17 protein-coding genes and 1 pseudogene are annotated in these 16,882 nt (G+C 66.5%); 8 read left to right on the plus strand and 10 right to left on the minus strand.

Translation table 11 applies throughout. The features are described 5' to 3' along the window. Positions 1-152 precede the first annotated feature (152 nt). Positions 153-701, plus strand: coding sequence for a dihydroneopterin aldolase (locus CUJ90_RS28060; RefSeq protein ID WP_083081038.1), 549 nt, complete (start codon positions 153-155; stop codon positions 699-701). 303 nt (positions 702-1,004) lie between these two features. Here the strand turns inward: CUJ90_RS28060 and CUJ90_RS28065 are convergent, their stop codons facing one another. The 9 genes from CUJ90_RS28065 to CUJ90_RS28105 form a co-directional block, all read right to left on the minus strand. After that, entirely contained in the window at positions 1,005-1,412 is a 408-nt protein-coding gene (locus CUJ90_RS28065; protein WP_073427441.1) for a hypothetical protein, read from the minus strand. A gap of 86 nt (positions 1,413-1,498) precedes the next feature. Then, on the minus strand, positions 1,499-2,008 hold the full coding sequence (gene fae, locus CUJ90_RS28070; RefSeq protein WP_073427442.1) for a formaldehyde-activating enzyme: 510 nt from the start codon (positions 2,006-2,008) through the stop codon (positions 1,499-1,501). 98 nt (positions 2,009-2,106) lie between these two features. Beyond that, positions 2,107-3,057 carry a triphosphoribosyl-dephospho-CoA synthase gene (locus CUJ90_RS28075; protein WP_114164317.1) on the minus strand — a complete coding sequence of 317 codons (951 nt, stop codon included), beginning with the start codon at positions 3,055-3,057 and terminating at the stop codon, positions 2,107-2,109. Then, the gene (locus CUJ90_RS28080; protein ID WP_114164318.1) at positions 3,050-4,075 is read right to left on the minus strand and encodes an ATP-grasp domain-containing protein; all 1,026 of its coding nucleotides are present in this window, start codon (positions 4,073-4,075) and stop codon (positions 3,050-3,052) included. Before CUJ90_RS28080 ends, CUJ90_RS28075 begins: the two co-directional genes overlap by 8 nt. Continuing rightward, a complete protein-coding gene (mch, locus tag CUJ90_RS28085) occupies positions 4,072-5,118 on the minus strand; it encodes a methenyltetrahydromethanopterin cyclohydrolase (RefSeq protein ID WP_422879710.1) in 1,047 nt (348 codons plus the stop codon). Before mch ends, CUJ90_RS28080 begins: the two co-directional genes overlap by 4 nt. After that, positions 5,081-6,286, minus strand: a complete 1,206-nt coding sequence (locus CUJ90_RS28090) for an ATP-grasp domain-containing protein (protein WP_114164716.1) — start codon at positions 6,284-6,286, stop codon at positions 5,081-5,083. Before CUJ90_RS28090 ends, mch begins: the two co-directional genes overlap by 38 nt. A gap of 41 nt (positions 6,287-6,327) precedes the next feature. Next, positions 6,328-7,266: an NAD(P)-dependent methylenetetrahydromethanopterin dehydrogenase gene (locus CUJ90_RS28095; RefSeq protein ID WP_073427446.1), complete on the minus strand. Its 939-nt coding sequence runs from the start codon at positions 7,264-7,266 to the stop codon at positions 6,328-6,330. Between the two features lie 269 nt (positions 7,267-7,535). Next, positions 7,536-8,561: a beta-ribofuranosylaminobenzene 5'-phosphate synthase family protein gene (locus CUJ90_RS28100; RefSeq protein WP_114164320.1), complete on the minus strand. Its 1,026-nt coding sequence runs from the start codon at positions 8,559-8,561 to the stop codon at positions 7,536-7,538. Between the two features lie 302 nt (positions 8,562-8,863). Further along, positions 8,864-9,262, minus strand: a complete 399-nt coding sequence (locus tag CUJ90_RS28105) for a 4a-hydroxytetrahydrobiopterin dehydratase (RefSeq protein WP_073427448.1) — start codon at positions 9,260-9,262, stop codon at positions 8,864-8,866. Between the two features lie 524 nt (positions 9,263-9,786). Here CUJ90_RS28105 and CUJ90_RS28110 point away from each other — a divergent pair. The 6 genes from CUJ90_RS28110 to CUJ90_RS28135 all read left to right on the plus strand — a co-directional run bounded on the left by CUJ90_RS28110 (position 9,787) and on the right by CUJ90_RS28135 (position 15,509). Continuing rightward, on the plus strand, positions 9,787-11,589 hold the full coding sequence (locus CUJ90_RS28110; protein ID WP_227470583.1) for a methanol/ethanol family PQQ-dependent dehydrogenase: 1,803 nt from the start codon (positions 9,787-9,789) through the stop codon (positions 11,587-11,589). A 157-nt stretch (positions 11,590-11,746) separates the two neighbouring features. After that, positions 11,747-12,166, plus strand: coding sequence for a c-type cytochrome (locus CUJ90_RS28115; RefSeq protein WP_073427451.1), 420 nt, complete (start codon positions 11,747-11,749; stop codon positions 12,164-12,166). 32 nt (positions 12,167-12,198) lie between these two features. Continuing rightward, entirely contained in the window at positions 12,199-13,110 is a 912-nt protein-coding gene (locus CUJ90_RS28120; RefSeq protein WP_186814035.1) for a quinoprotein dehydrogenase-associated putative ABC transporter substrate-binding protein, read from the plus strand. After that, a complete protein-coding gene (locus tag CUJ90_RS28125; RefSeq protein ID WP_422879711.1) occupies positions 13,107-13,898 on the plus strand; it encodes a hypothetical protein in 792 nt (263 codons plus the stop codon). Before CUJ90_RS28120 ends, CUJ90_RS28125 begins: the two co-directional genes overlap by 4 nt. Positions 13,899-13,989: 91 nt before the next feature. Then, the gene (locus CUJ90_RS28130) at positions 13,990-14,994 is read left to right on the plus strand and encodes a LysR family transcriptional regulator (RefSeq protein ID WP_073427452.1); all 1,005 of its coding nucleotides are present in this window, start codon (positions 13,990-13,992) and stop codon (positions 14,992-14,994) included. 104 nt (positions 14,995-15,098) lie between these two features. Continuing rightward, positions 15,099-15,509, plus strand: coding sequence for a GFA family protein (locus CUJ90_RS28135; RefSeq protein ID WP_083081019.1), 411 nt, complete (start codon positions 15,099-15,101; stop codon positions 15,507-15,509). Positions 15,510-15,561: 52 nt separating this feature from the next. Here CUJ90_RS28135 and CUJ90_RS28140 read toward each other — a convergent pair. Then, positions 15,562-15,788 (minus strand): annotated as a pseudogene (locus CUJ90_RS28140) (IS21 family transposase); the annotation flags it as partial. A 194-nt stretch (positions 15,789-15,982) separates the two neighbouring features. Between CUJ90_RS28140 and CUJ90_RS28145 the strand changes: the two are divergent. Then, the gene (locus CUJ90_RS28145; RefSeq protein WP_073427454.1) at positions 15,983-16,852 is read left to right on the plus strand and encodes an NmrA family NAD(P)-binding protein; all 870 of its coding nucleotides are present in this window, start codon (positions 15,983-15,985) and stop codon (positions 16,850-16,852) included. The last annotated feature ends 30 nt before the right edge of the window (positions 16,853-16,882 follow it).

Consider the following 16,882-nt stretch of genomic DNA (forward strand, 5'->3'; position numbering starts at 1 on the left):
TTTTTCATGCGCCGCGTCCGGAGCCGAACGCGGGAGCGTGTTGCAGGCGCGGCGCAGATTGCTTCGCGCCCTGGCTGAACTGTCCCGCATTCCGTTCCATTACACCTGACTTCACCTGTTCCACCACTTGCCGCGCCGCGGCGGAGCACATCATGGATCGTATCGACACCGTTCGTCTCGCCCGTTTCTCCGGCGCCCGCGCCGACGCCGACGCGTCAAGCCCGGCCGCGCGGCGCGACGCGCCCTCGGCGGGCGCGTCGTCCGGGCGCATGGACATCGTGTTCATCGAAAATTTCGTGGGACAGACGATCATCGGTATCGACAGCAGCGAGCAGCATGTGTTGCAGCCGATCCGCATGGATCTCGCGATCGGGGTGCCGTCCATTCGCGCCTGCACGACCGATCGCATCGAAGATACGATCAATTACGCGGCGGTGCGCGAGGCGCTGCATGCGCTGCTCGCGGCGCACGGCGTGCGCTTGCTGGAGGCGCTTGCCGAAGCGGTCGCGCGATTGCTGATTACCGACTTCGGCGCGCACTGGGTGCGCGTGTCGCTCGCCAAGCCGGCGAAATTCGACGACGTGGCGGCGGTCGGCGTGCGGATCGAACGGCAACGCAGCGATCTGGCGACGACGGGTTCCGGGCTCGATGCGGGGCTCGACAGCTACGCTTCGCTGGGGAAAGGGCTGATTCCGAATTGAACGGCTGGCGCGGCGGCGCGGCGCGGATCGCGTGGCCGCCGTGTAGAGGGTGCGGGTAGGTGCGCCGCTGGTCAGGGCGTCGGCGCACAGGGCGTCGTTCGCTCGCGTCGGGCGTTGGCGTTATGCACGTTACGTCACGCGTTGAGGTTGCGTATCGACCTCGCGCGTTGACCTCGCGCATCGACATCACGCGTTGATCTCGCGCATCGACATCACGCGTTGATCTCGCCCATCGACGTCACGCATCGACCTCGCGCATCGACATCACGCATCGACATCACGCATCGACCCCAGACCTTCACGTCACTTCGAGGCCGCCGTCTTGTCGGACGCCAACCCGCAGCTTCGATACGCCTCTGCTTGCAGCGCGCGGAATTTCTTCGTTTGCGCCTTGGCGTGGTCGACGCGAAACTCCGAACCGCCTTCGCCGCCCAGCGTCGCGTACTTCGAGAACGTGGACTGATCGACAAAATCGTCGTAAGGCAGCGCCGCGGCCATCTTGTCGATCACGCACGAGCATTTGTAGACGTTCGCGAAGTCGTGTCCGTTGTCGTCCATGCAACTCAGCACGTATTCGACGCGGCCCTGCGTCGGGTAATTGAAGCCGCCTGCCGGAGCCGCCGCGCCCGGCGCATCGCCGGCGCCCCAGGCGAGCGGTCCCGCGAGTGCGAGACAGGCGCCGGCCACCAGCGCACGACATCGTTTGCTCATCTCATGCCTCGGGTAGAACCTTCCAACGTGACGAAGACCCGCGGGGCGGGCCTTCGCTCTCTCCACACAAAACCTGCCGCGCATTCTCAGTTAGGTGCGAACGGGTGCGCGACGGTGCTCTTCTTCGCCACCACCTCGGCGGCGTTGGGTTCGCCGTTGACGGCGCGCTTGATCGCCTCGCGCGTCGCCTCGTAGTTGAACTGCTGGATCTTCTTGTCGTCGTCCGCCTCCCAGTGAATGAAGACGCCGACGCACAGGAACAGGTCGTCGGCCTCGTCCTGCGGGATCGTGCCGTCCTCGACGCTGTCCGCGACCGCGAGCGCGACGCCGTGCTGCGCGGGGCCGAACATCTGCACCGCCTGCTTGGCGCCCTTGATCGTCACCTTGTTGAACAGGATCGTGTTCGGTTTGGTGAGCAGGTTAGGCGCGACGACGGCCAGAAGCGAAGTGAAGCCATCCTTATTGTTGGTAAGCGCGTTGCAGAACGCGGTTTCTGCAGCCGAACCTCGCGGTCCGATCAGCAAGTCTATGTGCGCGACCTCGTTGCCGTCGCCGACGAGCGACTCGCCTATCAGGACGCGGTTGATCTTGGCCATTCTATTCCTCCGATGAGTGGGGTAGGGGCTTGCTGAAGTCCGCCGCCGCAACGATCCTGGTCCGCGATCGCAGAGCGGCGTGTTGATGCACGGTGGCACTAACTAACATGTTCCGTGCCAGTGCGAGGTCCGCGCGGCTCGATAGGCGCGTCGCGGTGAGCTTCGAGGCAGCCGGCGACGAAGAGCGTGGCCACCGTCAGGTCCGCGCTGGTGCCGGGGTTGATTCCTCGGGCCTTCAGTTCGGCATCCCACGTATCGAGCGATGGGGTGGGCGGTTTTTGCGGTGATAGGGCGAGCGTTCGCCGCCATTCGGTGTGTCGTTCGCGGGCGGCGCGCGTGACACTCTGCGCCAGTGCGACACCGTGCTTGCGCACAATGTGTGAGTCGGGCCAGCCGCCGAGGAAGGCGAGGAATACGTTGAGGGTGGCGGTTTGCGCGGGGGTTTGGTTGGTGGTCTCGCTGGCGATATGCGCGTCGCGCCACGCCGCAAGGCCGGTTTCAAAGATGTCGCAAAAGCCGTTCGCGTACTGACGCGCGATGCTGTCGCGCCCGGCGGCGAGCGCCATCGCGTCGCACAGGCCGACCGTGGGCGCGGCATGAACCGATTGCTCGGGCGCGTCGCCCAGGCCCCCAGGATTGGCGAGCGCGATCGCGCGGTACGCGAGGCGTGTGTCGTCGAGATCGAGCCGGGCGAGCACGCGCTCGGTGGCGGCGCGCCAGGCATCCGCGGACAACGGCAGCGTGGTTTCCTCTAGCGCGGCGGCAAGCGGCGCCACGAGCAGCAGAATGCCGAGATTCGTATTACAGCCGACCGCCTCGCGCGTGCGCGTCACCGCATCGAGAATGCGCGAGCCGACTCGCGCGCCCGGCGCGAGCAGCGCGTCGGCGGCCACCTCGGCGCTGGTGAGAAACTGCGCCGCGCTCATCCCGTGTCCTTCGCTTTGCACGCTGACATTGCCGGGCTTGGGCGTCTCCACGTCGAGCCGGCATGCCGCGAGAAAAGCCGCGCGAACGCGTTCGGGGGCAATGGCGGAAAGCAGCTCAGGCATGGCGTCCGGGCAGCGTCGCGACGGCGGAATCGCCGCCTTGCGCCAGTTCGCGGCGCGCGTCGGCGAGTTTGCGGTCGAGCAGATCGTCGACGAGCGCCGCCGCGATGTCGACCGGCGTGACCGACTGCAAGCCGCGCCACGCCGCCACGCCGTTGACTTCGAGCACGAGCGGCCGCGCCGGATCGCGCGGATCGGGAATCAGATCGACGCCCGCGTAGTCGAGCCCCAGCGCATGCGTCGCGCGGATCGCCGTTTGCGCAAGCGGCAAATCGAGTTCGGCCGGTTGGCACTCGGCCCCTTGCGCGAAGTTATGAATCCAGCCCTTGCCGCCGATACGGCGCATCGCCGCCACCGCGCGCCCGCCGATCACCAGCACGCGCCAATCGAAGCCGCTGCGACCGCCGTCGACGTAGCGTTGCAGGTAAGCCACCTGCTGATACGGCTTGAGCGAGGGCAGCGGCGCCAACGCGCCGCCGCGCGCGCGGCTCGCGCCCAGGCGCTTCAGTCCGTGGCCCTGCGAGCCGAACAGCGGCTTCAACACGATCTGGCGGCCCGCGGCCGCTTCGCGCATCAACACGCGCTGCGCGAACGCAGCCGATTCGCCGGCCCATGTCGCGGGTGTCGGCACGCCGTTGCGGTGCAGCAGAAAACTGGTCATCGACTTGTCGACGCTGCGCTCGATCGCGCGCGCGTCGTTGTAGACCGGCACACCGGATTCGCGCAGCGCGTGCAGGATGCCGAGACGCAGCGTCACCTGCTCGAACGTGCCGCCCGCGATGCCGCGCACGAACACCGCATCCGGCAGCGTGCGGCCGAAGCCCGGCAGCACCAGCCCATGCGGCTCCCACGTCGTGTCGATCCGGCAATCCGCGAGGTCGATGCAGCGCGCTTCGGCGCCGCGCGCGCGGAAAGCCTTCTTCAGACGCCCGGTGTGCCAGCCGGTTTCGTCGCACATAATCGCGATGCGCAGGTTCGCGTGCGCGTTGACCGGATTCGGATCGGGCAGCGCCAGCGTCATGGTTGGCCGTCCCATTGTTCGTGCAGCAACGCGCTGTTGAGCGCGCCGCCGTGATACGTCGCGCCGCTTTCGAGGCTGCTCACCCACACTTCGGCCGGCGCGAACAGCGCGGGATCGATCTGATAGAAGTCGTAGTTGAACGACGTGAAGATGTCCGCGAAGGGCCGTCCGTAATCGCGCGAGTTCGAAGCCGGCAATTCGGCGGCGAGCTGCTGCGCCGCCGCATCGTGCTTGACGGTCAGATGGACGCGGCCGCCGTACAGAATCGCGTCGTTGGTGCGGCCCATCGCCTGAATGCCGTCGGGCGCGGGCGGCGGCAAGGGCGCCGAGCCGCCGGCCTCGACGACCTCATCCAGCGGCACGCCGAGCACATGCGTTTTGTGCAATGCAACCTCCACCACGCGCGCCACCACCTGTACCGTTCCGGCGACAGAGTGGGTCGGCGTCATGATCAGCGTCAGCCGGTCGGGGGCGAGGCCGCAGTCGCGCAGCACCTTGTCGATCACGACTTGCGGCGGCAAGCGATCGACTTCGAGCACCAGCACGCCGCGCTCGTGGGCGTCCTTGTAGCCGAGTTCGGCGAACAGCGGCTCCTTGACTGCGAGCGCGCGCGCCGGGCCCGAACCGAGCGAGAAGAACTTCTTGCCGCCGGTCTGCTCCTTGGTCGCGGAAAGGCTCCAGCCGGCGTACTGGCTGCCGAGGCACGCGAGCACCGGCGACGAGGTGCGCACGTCGATCATGCTGGGCCAGAGCGGATGCGCGTCGAAATTCGTGCGCACCGCGACGTGCCCGAGACCGCCCATGCAGATGCGCGCGATCAGCACGCCCGCGGCGACGCTGCCCGGCGCGGCGATACCCGCGTCCGCGAGCACGGTGCCGTCGTCGGTACGCGTGAGCGCCACGCCGAGGCGCGCCGCGTCGCCGACCAGCCGTGCGACGAGCCGCTCGCTCAGCGCGTTGACGCTCAATGGCGCGGCCGTCGCGCCGGAGGGCTGCGACGATGCATCAGGAATGGCACTGGATGAAGGCATAGTCGGGTTCATGGCAGGTTTCGATTCGTTCGAGGACCAGCGCGCGCTGCCGCTCCAGCGCTTGCCGCACCCCACTCACGGATGCCGCGCGCACGAGCAGCGTGCAGACCGGCTGGCCCGCTTCCATCCAGGTGCCGGGCATCGGCACGTCGCGGCAGGCGGGGTCGTGCAGGCACGCATCGCTGAACGCCTGCGAGACGGTGAACGGATGCGGCGCGAACAGCACCTGCTGACCGGCGCGCCACGAGGCGGGCGCGAGCGGTTCGGGCGGCAGGCGGCCGTAGCGGCATGCGTCGATATGACAGGCGAGCAGCCCGCGCGGCCACGCGTGAGGCGACGCGGTTTCGTACAGCGTCATCGTGGACGAGGGGCGGGCGTTGATTTCCAGGAGTTCGAAGGTGTCGCCGTCGAGCAGAAAATCGCAGCTATTGATGCCCGTCAGGCCGGTGCGCTCGCACAGCGCCTCGATGGCTTCGCGCACGCGCGCCGCGACGCGCGGCGGCAGATCGATCGGACCGATCGAGCCCGCATGCACGAACGGCAGATCGCCCATCGTGCAGGTCAATTGTTCGGCGAAGCCGAGTAGGCGTGCGCCGCCGCGAGCGCCGATGAACAGCGCCGACAGCGAGCGGCCGTTGCGCCGCCGCTGGAAGTAGGCTTGCGCGGGCAGCGGCGCATCGCGCGAGGCCGTGGCCGGTTCGATGTGCGTGCCGCCGCAGCCGTCGGCGCGCTTGAGCAGCCAGCCTTGCGCGACGGCCGGTCGCGTGGACGAGACCTCGGGATGCGGAATATGCAGCGCGTCGAGCAGCGGGAAGAACCGTTGCGGCTCGCGCACCGCGACGCTGGCCTCCAGCGGATTGCCGATGAAGCGGGGCAAGCCGGGCGCGCGGCTCAGTTGCGCGACGAACGGTTCGAGTCCGCTGCCGTCGATCCAGCCGAGCATGTGCGGCAGGCGCGCGACGCGCGCGAGCGCGTCGACGAGCTTGGCGCCGTCGATCGTGAGCGGGCCGCCGCCGATGTCGAACCACAACTCGGACGCCTCGCGCGTGTCGCGGTCGCCGAATACGTCGAGCGCGACGACGCGCAGCCCCGCGCGCGCGGCGGACTGCGCGAGCATTCGCGCGGACAGCCCGGCCACCGCGACGAAGGGCGCATGCGCAAGCGTCGGGCGCGAGTTCATGATGGCGCAGAGCGGCGTGCCGGGCGTGACATCGCGCGCGCTCATTCGAGGCCGGCCGCGACGGCGCGGGCCTCGTCGAACGCTTGGGGGAAACCCAGGTAGACCGGCTTGCCGCCCGCGCGCATCCGCATGAAGAGCCGGTGCTCGACCTGATACTTGACGTTGCCGATCGCGAGCGCGCCGATGCCGATCGCATCCGCGTTCGGCACGCCCTCGATCGGCTTGCCGTCGTTCATCACGTTGACGCCCGCGATGCCTTCCGGCGGCACGGCGTTCACGTCGGCGGCGATCAGCAGATGTTTCGCGTGGGCCAGGTCGGCGGCGCTCACCACCTGAACGCCCGCGATGGCGGTGGCGAGCACGATCTCGGCCTCGCCCAGCGCCGCGTGCAACTGGTCCGGCGTGGCCGTGCTGATGCCCTTGGTGACGATGCCGAAGCGCTGGTTGATTTCGTCGCTGACCCGCACGGCGCGCGCCTGCTCGGCATGGCTCGCAATCGACACGTCGGCGCCGAGCGAGGCCGCCATCGCCGCCGCCACGCGCCCGACCGCGCCGGTGCCGCCGAGAATCAGCACGCGCTTGCCGCCTAGCTCCATGCCATAGGCCTTGCTCAAATGCCGCTCGACGAGCGCGACGAGCGCGGCCGCGGTCGTGTACGAACCGCTCGGGTCGGCGAACACCGAGACCTCGAACGGCGGGACCATCGCGCGGCGCGCGGTGTCGAGCATGTCGGCGGCGAGCATCACGTCGCGCCCGCCGATGAAGATGCCGGTGCGCGACACGCCCTTCGGGCCGCGCGAAAAGATCGCGTCTTGCGTGAGGTTCGCGATCATCCCCTGATCGACGCTGCAATACGGGACGATGACCTGGTAGCCGGCGTCGGCGGCCATGTTCACGTCGAACGGACTCATCTGCGGCGTGGCCGTGAACATGTGCAGGATATAGGGCCTTTCTGCGGGCTTTTCGGTGGTGTCGGACATGGCGGAAGGCTCGTTTTAGTGGCGATCTCGTGGACGGCGCAAGGCACCCGTGCGGGCGCTTGCGCGGACGTCGATAAGTGAGTGGCGCTGCGGCGAGGCGAGCGCGGCGGGGCAAATGCGGCCTGGCAATCGAGCGTCACCTGGCGTCGCTTGCGCGATGACGATGAACGCCGCGGGCTTCGCGGCCGGCCACGCCGCCGTGAGCCGCGCCGCCGTGAGCCGCGTTGCAGTGAGCCGCGCCGCGGCTAGCCGGATCGGGCCGCGCGGCGTCATGCGGCGTCGCTGCGCGGCTGCCGCGCTTCGGCGGAGCGGATCGTCGCGCCGCGATTGCGTCCCGCGACGATCGTGCATTCGATGTGCGGCATGCCGCGCGTCGCCTCGCGCGCGGTGGCGAGCGCGCGTTCGGCGTCGTCCGCGCTCGCGACGATGGCGAATCCCGTCGGTCCCCAGGATGTCTGACCGATACCCGCGGTCCGCTGCGCGGCCACCGCGCGCAACGCGCGCTCGACCTCGGGACTCGCGAACACGCCGCCTTGCACCGGCGCGAAATATTCGCCGATGGTCTGCTGCATCTCGGTCAGCCCATGCGCGAACGGCACGATATTGCGCTCGGCGGCGCCGGGCAGAATCTTCATCAGAAGGAGGTGGCAAAGATGCGCGGCGAGTTTTTGCGGAAACGGCGCGAGCGCGGCGAGGCCGCGGCGTTCTTCGGCGCCGTGCAAACCTTCGCGCGAGTTGTCGCTCACGAGCAGCACGCGCCAGTTCTCGGGAAACGGCTGGCGCGCGAGCAGCGGCGGCACGCCCGAGCGCAGTTCGCCGGCGGGGCCGCCGTCCACCAGCAGGCCGCCCGAATCGAATCCGAGAATGCCGATGCCGGAGCGTGCGCCGCGCCCCAGCAGGCTCGCAAGCTCGGTGCTGGTCGCGCTGTGGCCGAGCAGACGAATGAAGGCCGTGCCGACCGCCATCGCGAGTTGGGTGCCCGAGCCGAGGCCGGTGTGCGCGCGCGGAATATGCGCGACGTCGATGGCGACGGGGGTGGGATCGTAGGCCGCGTGCAGCCGCGCAAGACAGGTCGCGATGCGCTCGCGCTCGGCTTCCGTCACCGCGCCGTCGATGCGGTCGCGGTCCGCGACGCGCGCTTCGAGCCGCGTGCCATGTCCGTCGATGACGAGGCCGACGCTGCCGAACGCGCGCCCGAGCGACGCGTTCGGATCGAGAAAGCCCAGATGCAGGCGCGCGGGAGCATCGACCGTCACGACGGCCTGCGGCGGAAGGCGGCGAAACTGAAGCTGCATCGCGGATGTCCTCGTGTGTGCTTGAGCGGATCTCGTTGCGTGGCCGTCTTGCGGACGGCCGCGCAACCAGGCGAATAGGGCGAACGGGGTGTGCCGGGTGACGTCAAGCAGAAGCCGTACCAGGCGAATGCGGTGGCCGGCGGCAAGGCTGCACACGAGGTTCACTGCGGGCCTTGCGCCGCAAGCATGGAGAGAACGGCGCGGCCTTTCCCAGGCGGGAGGTGCCGCGCTTTGCGCCGCCACAGGGGCACAGTGTCACCGTGGCGGCGCACGACGCGTGGCATCGCTTCCGGGTATCGCGCTCAACCGCCTTGCGCGGGTTTCGGCGCGTCGTACTTGATATAGCGGAAGCGCTGGTCGTCGGTGGGCGTGCCTTCCAGCGCACCGCCCTCCAGACGCGGCTGCCACTGAATGAACGATTCCATTTTTTCGGCGAGCGTGAAGTCCTTGTCCGTGATGCCCTTCGCGGAGTGGGTCTTGAGCTTCACGATGACGAACGCATAGGAAACCGTCAGATCCGGGTGATGCCAGGCGGCTTCCGCGAGGTGGCCGACCGCGTTCACCACCATCAACGTTCCCTTCCAGCCTTCCGTCCGATACTTGCGCCGCAGCCAGCCGTCCTCCAGATACCAGTGCTGTAGCGGACCGACGAGGCGCTGCTGGATCTCGTCGTCGGAATAGACCTTTTCCGTGTTTGCCATGACCGTTGCTCCGCGCGTGATGGAACCAGTCAGCGCCGCAAGCTGCGCGCCAGCTTCGCCTTGCCGTCCGCGTTGCCATCGCAAGACGGCACAGGCGCGGCAATGCAAGACGTGCAAGGCAAATGCGCGCGGCCGATTCACCGCGCATTCGCGCGCCAGGCAGGTGACGCATGCGACGGCTATCCCGGAAGTGACACAGTATGTTCCGCGTCGTTCGGCACAGGCGGTCACGCCGTGACACCGCGGCATCGCGACGCGTGTGACCGCGAGCGCGCCGAAGGAGCCCCGCGCGCCGCGCGGCGTATGCCAACGAGCTTGTGGCCGCGAATACCGTGAAGCGCGCTTTCTTCCGGCATGGAATATGCGTTGGGGCTTCATGCGCCGCAAAGCCCGACGTCGAATCGGGAAAGGGCGCTTGATCGTTACCCGCATTGAGGAAGGCGCGCGCAGTGCGACGAGGTAGCGTGGGTCATTCGTGAGTTGAACAGCAAGACAATTCTGGAGGAGACATGAACTTACGCACCATGGTTCTTGGGCTCTCGATCCTCGCATCGGCAGCCTTCAGCTCTATCGTTGCACACGCCGATCCGCAACTGGACGGGCTCATCAAAAATCCATCTAACTGGGCTGCCCAGGCGGGCGATTATTCGAATCACCGCTACAGTCCGCTCAAGCAGATCAACGAAAGCAACGTCGGCAAGCTACAGGTCGCATGGACCATGTCCACCGGCGTGCTGCGCGGCCATGAAGGCGCGCCGCTCGTCATCGGCGACACGATGTATATCCATTCGCCGTTTCCCAACAAGGTCATCGCAATCAACCTGAAGGATCAGACATTCATTTGGCAATACCAGCCGAAGCAGGACGAATCGGTGGTGTCCGTGATGTGTTGCGACACGGTCAACCGCGGGCTGGCGTATGGCGACGGCAAGATCTTCCTGCAACAGGCCGACACCAAGCTCGTCGCGCTGAACGCCAAGACCGGCGACGTGGTCTGGACCGCGCAGAACGGCAATCCGAAGGCGGGTGAAACCAACACCAACGCGCCGCACGTATTCGGCGACAAGGTGCTGACCGGCATTTCGGGCGGCGAGTTCGGCGTGCGCGGGCGTTTGATCGCCTACGACATCAAGAGCGGCAAGATGGTCTGGACCGCATACAGCACGGGTCCCGACAAGGAAATGCTGCTGAACCCCGACAAGACGATGACCTATGCCGACGGCAAGATGGTGCCGGTGGGCGCGGACTCGTCGCTGAAATCGTGGAAGGGGGATCAGTGGAAGCTGGGCGGCGGCACCACGTGGGGCTGGTATGCGTGGGACCCGAAGCTCAATCTTGTCTACTACGGCACCGGCAATCCGGGCACGTGGAATCCGACGCAACGACCGGGCGACAACAAATGGTCGCTGTCGATCTTCGCGCGCGACCTGAATACCGGCGAAGCCAAATGGGTCTATCAGATGACGCCCCACGACGAGTGGGACTATGACGGCGTCAACGAAATGATCCTGTCCGATCTGACGATCGGCGGCAAGAAGGTGCCCGCCATCGTTCACTTCGACCGCAACGGCTTCGGCTATACGTTGAACCGTGAGACCGGACAACTGCTCGTGGCCGAGAAGTTCGACCCGGCGGTGAACTGGGCGGAACGCGTCGACATCAAGAGCGGTCTGCCGATCCGCGCAGCGGCGTATTCGACGCAGGCGGCGGGTTCCGATCATAACGTGAAGGGCATCTGCCCGGCGGCGCTCGGCTCGAAGGACCAGCAACCCGCGGCGTTCGATCCGGCGACCAGCCTGTTCCTCGTGCCGACCAATCACGTCTGCATGGACTACGAGCCGTTCGACGTGGACTACGTGTCCGGTCAGCCGTATGTGGGCGCCACGCTCTCGATGTACCCCGGCACGAAGGGCAGCAACACGATGGGCAACTTCATCGCATGGGACGCGGCGAAGGGCAAGATCGTCTGGTCCAAGCCGGAGCGCTTCTCGGTGTGGTCCGGCGCGCTCGCCACGGCCGGCGGGATTGCCTTCTACGGCACGCTCGAAGGCTACATCAAGGCGGTTCGCATCAAGGACGGCAAGGAACTGTGGCGCTTCAAGACCCCGTCGGGGATCATCGGCAACGTGTTCACCTACGAGTATCAAGGCAAGCAGTTCGTCGGCGTCTACTCGGGCATTGGCGGCTGGGCCGGCATCGGCATGGCGGCGGGCCTCGAGAAGTCCACCGAAGGGCTGGGCGCGGTCGGCGGCTATCGCGACCTCGCGAAGTACACGGCGCTGGGCGGCACGCTGTTCGTGTTCGCCATTCCGGGCGGCAACGGCTGACGCGCCGCATCAAACCGAAGCGCGCGGCCGGCGCGCCCTCGCAACGAGGGCGCGGACCGCGGCGGCTTCGGTCTTACGAGTGACCTGAGCCGCGCCCATTCGCGGATGCGTCGATGAAACGCATCGGGGCGCGGCCATTATTCAAGGAGACATGTGCATGAAAGGCCGATCAATCTTGTTGCGGGCGGCAGTGCCCGCCTTATTCGTCGTGCTGCCTGTGACGTACGCCCAGACCAATCCCGCGATTGCCCAGGTGGCGTACAAGGTGGTCGACGGCAGCAAGGTCGACAGCAACACGCTGCAAGGATGGAAGACGTGGCGTGCGCTCGCTTGTGAACGCTGTCACGGCGCGAAGCAGGAGGGGATGGTGGGTCCGTCGCTGATCGAGGGGCTCAAGACCATCGACAAGAACGAATTTCATCGCACTGTATTTGGCGGCCGGGTGGACAAGGGTATGCCCGACTTCAGTACCAGCCAGATGATGCAAAAGAATTGGGAGAATCTCTACGCCTATCTGAAAGGGCGCTCCGACGGCCAGATCAAGCCGGGCGATCTGCAGGCCATCGACGCGAAGTAATGCCCGTGCCGCAATTCCTTCGGAGGTTTTCGATGCGTCATGGCAAACGAATGCCCGCTCACGTCGTGCTCGCGGCCGCCACGCTCTGCACCGCCGCGCTGGCGAGCGCCGCGGTGCAGGCGCAGGGCGGCGCGCTACCCAATAACGACGGCGCCGACGGCGTGCTGAGGGTCTGCGCGGACCCCAACAACATGCCGCTGTCCAACAGCAAGGGCGAGGGCTACGAGAACCGGATCGCGAGCCAGATGGCGAGCGACTTCGGCTACAAGCTGGAGTACACGTATTTTCCGCAGCGCATGGGTTTCGTGCGCCACACGCTGCGCGACAAGGTGCCGAACACCGAGCAATACAAATGCGACCTGATCATCGGCGTGCCGAAAGGCTACGACATGACCTCGACGACCCAGCCTTATCTGCGCTCCACGTATGCGATGGTGTTCACCAAGCGGCCCGAGCTGGCCGGCATCAATACGCCGGACGATCTGCTCAAGCTGCCGCCCGAGCAACTGCACAAGCTGCGCTTCGGCATTTTCTCGCAGACACCCGCGGTGGACTGGCTGCTCGCGCACAACCTGATCGATCAGGCGGTCTCCTACAAGGTGCAAAGCGGGGACCCGCAGGAGTATCCCGGCCAGATGATCGAACATGATCTGAAGGCGGGCAATGTCGACGTCGTGTTCCTGTGGGGGCCGATCGCGGGCTACTTCGCGACGCGCTCCGGCGACACGGTGAAACTGGTGCCGTTCCCGGCCTCGCCCGGCATCCGCTTCGACTATGCGATCTCGATGGGCGTGCGCTATGGCGAGAAGGCGTGGAAGGACAAGGTCGATCAATGGATCGGCGCGAACCACGACAAGATCGACAAGATCCTCACCAGCTACCAGGTGCCGCTTCTGAAGCCCATCGACGCGCCCGCGGGCAAGCCCGCGGATGCGTCGCCATGAGGGGCGCGCCGCGGCCGTTGCGCCGCGCACGGCCCTGGGCGATCGCGGCACGCGTGATGGTCGCCGCGTGCGTTGTCTGCATGCTGCCGGCCGGCGCTCGCGCGGCCGGCACCGACGACATCACGCCCGCCGAAAAGCTCATCTTCACGACGGATCATCTGCGCGGCATCGAGGCGCAGACCGAGCTCGACTATACGGTGCTGACTTCGGAACAGCCGGCGCAGAGCGCGAACGTCGTGAAGGTGCTGGTGGTCAGCAAGGACAACGCGAAAGGGGACGCGCAGGTCTCGGACAAAAGCGGCGGCGTGCCGCTGCCGAACGCCGGCTTGCAGTGCAACCCGGTGATCATCTATTTCCTGGAGCGCGACATCACCGAGATGCAGCATCTGACGGGCGGCCAGCGGCGCTACTTCCAGCAGCGTTTGCGGCTCGCGCTCGCGGCGGGCCCGCGCATCGAGACGGTGACGAGCCAGATCGGCGGCAAGCCCGTGAAGGCGCAGCAGATCGTCGTGCAGCCGTATCTCGGCGACCCCAATGCGGAACGCTTCGCTCAGTACGTCGGCAAGCGCTACACGTTCCTGATCGCCGATTCGCTGCCGGGGCAGGTGGCGTTGATTCGCACCGACATTCCCGGCGCGAACAACGACTTCACGCACCCGTTGCGGACGGAGACGCTGAGCTTTCAGGCGGTGTTGCGCAAACTGTCACCGCCGCCCAATGCGCCTCATGCGCCCGGTGCGCCGGCCGCGCCGGTGAATCCGTCCAACGCGCCGCGGGCGAGCCGCTAGCGCGTTGTTCTCGGGTTGTTCTCGGGTTTAGTCCTTGCCATCGGCGCATTGCGCACGGCGTTCAACGCATTTCACAGCGAGTCCCGCCAACGTGAATTTCATCCGCTCGCTCACCTTGCGTCAGTTGCAGATCTTCGTCGTCGCGAGCCGTTATACGAGCTTTGCGCGCGCGGCGGAGGAACTGCATCTGACGCAGCCGGCGGTGTCGATGCAGATTCATCAGTTGGAGGAAGCGGTCGGCATGCGCCTGTTCGAGCGCATCGCGCGCAAACTCACGCTGACCGAGGCGGGCGAAAAACTGTCGCATCACGCGAGCCGGATTCTCGGCGAGATCAAGGATGCCGAGGATGCGATGACCTCGTTGAAGCAGGCCGACACCGGCTCGATCGCGGTCGGCATCGTCAGTTCGGCGACGTACTTCGCGCCGAAGCTGCTGGCGCTGTATTCGCACCTGTATCCGAAGGTCGACGTGCATTTTTCGGTCGGCAACCGCGACGCGCTGCTGCGCATGTTGCAGGACAACGCGATCGACCTCGCCATCATGGGGCGCCCGCCCCCGGAACTCGACACCACCACCGAACCGCTCGCCTACCATCCGCAAGTGGTGATCGCGCCGTTGACGCATCCGCTGTGCGGCGCGCGGCGCTTCGATCTGCAGGAACTGCGCGGCGACACGTTCCTGTTGCGCGAGCCCGGCTCGGGCACGCGCATGGCCGCGGAGGAAATGTTCAGGCAGCATCTGTTCACGCCCGCCAAGGTCGTCACGCTCGGCAGCAACGAAACCATCAAGCAGGCGGTCATGGCGGGGATGGGCGTGAGCCTGATTTCGCTGCACACGCTGCTGCTGGAATTGCGCACCGGAGAAATCGCGTTGCTGGATGTGAACGGCACGCCGATCGAACGCACCTGGCAGATCGTGCATCTGCGGGCCAAGCAGTTGTCGCCGACTTGCAAGGTGTTCCGGCAATTCCTGCTCGAACAGGCAGCCGCGTATCTGGATCGCGAGTATTCGGCGTTCGCGACGTTTCCCACGCGGGCGGCGGCCAGTGAGCGGCTCGGGGCCAAGGCCAGCTCCGCTTCCGACGCGGGGCTTTAGCGCGCCCGGCGACATGGCGGTGCGGGAACGTGCCATGCTTCGATCGTCGACGGCGACGCATGCCGTCATGCGTTGTCGTGTGAACGATCAACCGAGGATGAGCGATGAATGCCGATACCGAACCCGTGGAACAAACCGGCGGCTGCGCGTGCGGCGCCGTGCGTTTTCGTGTGAGCGCCGCGCCGACGCGCGTTTCCCTCTGTCATTGCATGACCTGCCGGCGCGTGCACGGCAGCGCGTTCGGCGCTTACGCGATCTTTGCGCGCGACGCCGTGCGGTTCACCGGACAGACCCAGGCCTGGCAAAGCTCCGAGCTGGGGCGGCGATATTTTTGCCCGGTCTGCGGCTCGGTGGCCTTCATGGAATATGTGGGCCACGATGAACTCGACCTTCCGCTGGGCGCATTCGACAATGTGGGTATCTACGAACCTACGTATGAATTGTGGTGTTGCCACAAGGAACCGTGGTTGCCCAAAGGCGTGCGCACCGAGTATGACGAGGACCGGCCGGGGTAGGTTGATGCTGTTTTTTTGGTTGGCGTTGTAAGCTGCCTCACGGCGCATGACTCGTTGCCGGAATCCAGTGCGGCCGCGCGGCGGCGACGCGCTCCAGCAGATAGTCGTTGAACGGGGCGAGCTTCGTTGCTCGCGGCTCACGCTGGCTGTAACGGCTAGCCTGCTTGTTCCTCAGATAGTGAGTGTTGCGCGATAAGCCTGTTTGACTCGCTATTTCACGCACCGCTGTCCCGCGCCTGGCCAATACCTTGATTTCACTGCCTGCTCCTGAGTCAGCATTGCGGGCAAAAGCCGCTATCGTCTCCCGGGTAGGTCAGGTTTACGTCGGCGCCAGCACACGCCTACCCCAAACCGCCAACAAACCCATGCCCAAACAGCATTAAACAAATGACACCCATGCTCTCGTGAAACCAGTTCAAAACAACGAGAATGCCTTCCACCACGGCATCGAGCCGTATTCAAGGAGAGCGAGCATGTTCGCAATTACCGGTGTAACAGGGCAAGTCGGCGGCGCGGCGGCGCGCGCTTTATTAGACGCGGGGCATCCGGTGCGCGCCGTTCTGCGCGACAAAAACAAAGCGGCGCAGTGGACGAAGCGAGGCGCTGAAGTGGCGATCGCCTCATTCGAGGACGCCGACGCGCTCGCCGATGCATTCAGCGGTACGGCGGGCGTCTTCGCCATGATGGCGCCCAACTTCGCGCCGCAGCCGGGCTACCCGAGCGCCCATGCGGCCGCAGCCGTGCTGATCGAAGCGCTGACGAAGGCACGGCCACAGCGTATCGCGGCGCTGTCGTCGGTTGGCGGGCAGCGCGAGTCGGGCCTTGGCCTCATCACGCAAGTCCATATTCTCGAACAAGCGCTCGCGGATCTGCCGATTCCGACCGCGATCTTGCGACCGGCATGGTTCATGGAAAACTCGCTGTGGGACATCGCGCCGGCGCGCGAAACGGGCGTGATGCCGAGCTTTTTGCAACCGCTCGATCGCCCGTATCCGATGGTCGCCACCGCCGATATCGGCCGCGTGATCGCCGATACGCTCGCGCAGCCGTGGCAGGGCCGTCGCGTGATCGAGATCGAAGGGCCGCAGCGCTACACGCAGCTTGAGATCGCCGCGCTGCTGGGCGGCGTGCTCGGGCGCTCGGTCAAGTCGCAGGCGGTGCCGCGCGATCAGTGGGAAGCGCGCTTCCAGGCGCAGGGCACGGCGTGGCCCGCGCCGCGCATCGAAATGCTCGACGGCTTCAATTCAGGGTGGATCGATTTCGAGGACGGCGTGAACGAGCGGGTGATCGGCACCACCGCGTATCAGACCGTGCTGGCGGAACTGGTCAAGCGCGCGCAGTGAGTGAGGGATGAGCCGACTTTCTGCGGCGCG

The organism is Paraburkholderia terricola, assembly GCF_003330825.1.
Taxonomy (GTDB): Bacteria; Pseudomonadota; Gammaproteobacteria; order Burkholderiales; family Burkholderiaceae; genus Paraburkholderia; species Paraburkholderia terricola.

Coding starts and splice junctions, on each gene's coding strand:
- CUJ90_RS28090 (WP_114164716.1), bottom strand. CDS start 6,286: ATGAACTCGCGCCCGACGCTTGCGCATGCGCCCTTCGTCGCGGTGGCC.
- CUJ90_RS28080 (WP_114164318.1), bottom strand. CDS start 4,075: ATGACGCTGGCGCTGCCCGATCCGAATCCGGTCAACGCGCACGCGAAC.
- CUJ90_RS28115 (WP_073427451.1), top strand. CDS start 11,747: ATGAAAGGCCGATCAATCTTGTTGCGGGCGGCAGTGCCCGCCTTATTC.
- CUJ90_RS28105 (WP_073427448.1), bottom strand. CDS start 9,262: ATGGCAAACACGGAAAAGGTCTATTCCGACGACGAGATCCAGCAGCGC.
- mch (WP_422879710.1), bottom strand. CDS start 5,118: ATGAACCCGACTATGCCTTCATCCAGTGCCATTCCTGATGCATCGTCG.
- CUJ90_RS28125 (WP_422879711.1), top strand. CDS start 13,107: ATGAGGGGCGCGCCGCGGCCGTTGCGCCGCGCACGGCCCTGGGCGATC.
- fae (WP_073427442.1), bottom strand. CDS start 2,008: ATGGCCAAGATCAACCGCGTCCTGATAGGCGAGTCGCTCGTCGGCGAC.
- CUJ90_RS28110 (WP_227470583.1), top strand. CDS start 9,787: ATGGTTCTTGGGCTCTCGATCCTCGCATCGGCAGCCTTCAGCTCTATC.
- CUJ90_RS28065 (WP_073427441.1), bottom strand. CDS start 1,412: ATGAGCAAACGATGTCGTGCGCTGGTGGCCGGCGCCTGTCTCGCACTC.
- CUJ90_RS28100 (WP_114164320.1), bottom strand. CDS start 8,561: ATGCAGCTTCAGTTTCGCCGCCTTCCGCCGCAGGCCGTCGTGACGGTC.
- CUJ90_RS28145 (WP_073427454.1), top strand. CDS start 15,983: ATGTTCGCAATTACCGGTGTAACAGGGCAAGTCGGCGGCGCGGCGGCG.
- CUJ90_RS28095 (WP_073427446.1), bottom strand. CDS start 7,266: ATGTCCGACACCACCGAAAAGCCCGCAGAAAGGCCCTATATCCTGCAC.
- CUJ90_RS28075 (WP_114164317.1), bottom strand. CDS start 3,057: ATGCCTGAGCTGCTTTCCGCCATTGCCCCCGAACGCGTTCGCGCGGCT.
- CUJ90_RS28135 (WP_083081019.1), top strand. CDS start 15,099: ATGAATGCCGATACCGAACCCGTGGAACAAACCGGCGGCTGCGCGTGC.
- CUJ90_RS28060 (WP_083081038.1), top strand. CDS start 153: ATGGATCGTATCGACACCGTTCGTCTCGCCCGTTTCTCCGGCGCCCGC.
- CUJ90_RS28120 (WP_186814035.1), top strand. CDS start 12,199: ATGCGTCATGGCAAACGAATGCCCGCTCACGTCGTGCTCGCGGCCGCC.